General features: G+C 65.0%; 1 protein-coding gene and 1 pseudogene. Both read right to left on the bottom strand.

Going from position 1 to position 637, the window contains the following annotated elements:
- Positions 1–143, bottom strand: a pseudogene (locus tag EOA27_RS42815) (cupin); the annotation flags it as partial.
- 1 nt (position 144) lies between these two features.
- On the bottom strand, positions 145–637 hold a 493-nt coding region (locus EOA27_RS39115), incomplete at its 5' end, for a PLP-dependent transferase (protein WP_189562403.1).

Genomic DNA, 637 nt, shown 5'->3' with positions numbered 1-637 from the left:
CAGATGCCGGCATAAAGGCCGCCGTCCCGCTCCTCGACATTCCAGGTGCGGAATTTCGGATCGCCCGAGATCACCCGGTCCGGGGCCGGCGCACCGGCCTCCGGCTCGACGCTGTCGACACTGACCGCAAGAAAGGCAGACATATCAGACCTTGCTCAACGCCTGCTCAAGATCGGCGACGATGTCGTTGACGTCCTCGATGCCGATCGACAGCCGCACCGTATCCGGCCCGGCGCCGGCCGTGACCTTCTGCTCGTCGGAGAGCTGGCGGTGCGTGGTCGAGGCCGGATGGATGACCAGCGACTTGGTGTCGCCGACATTGGCGAGGTGCGAGAACAATTCCAGCGCCTCGACGAATTTGACACCGGCCTCGTAACCGCCCTTGAGGCCGAATGTGAAGACCGCGCCGGCGCCCTGCGGCGAATATTTCTTCTGCAGCGCGTTGTTCTTGTCGCTGGGCAGTCCGGGATAATTCACCCAGGCGACCTTGGGATGGTTGGAGAGCCAGCCGGCGACGCTCGCGGCGTTGTCGCAATGGCGCTGCATCCTGAGCGGCAGCGTCTCCAGGCCGGTCAGGATCAGGAAGGCGTTGAAGGGCGAGATCGCCGGTCCGAGATCGCGCAGGCCAAGCACGCGC

This window comes from Mesorhizobium sp. M2A.F.Ca.ET.037.01.1.1 (genome assembly GCF_003998075.1).
Taxonomy (GTDB): domain Bacteria; phylum Pseudomonadota; class Alphaproteobacteria; order Rhizobiales; family Rhizobiaceae; genus Mesorhizobium.
This window is presented reverse-complemented; position numbering and strand designations above follow the sequence as displayed.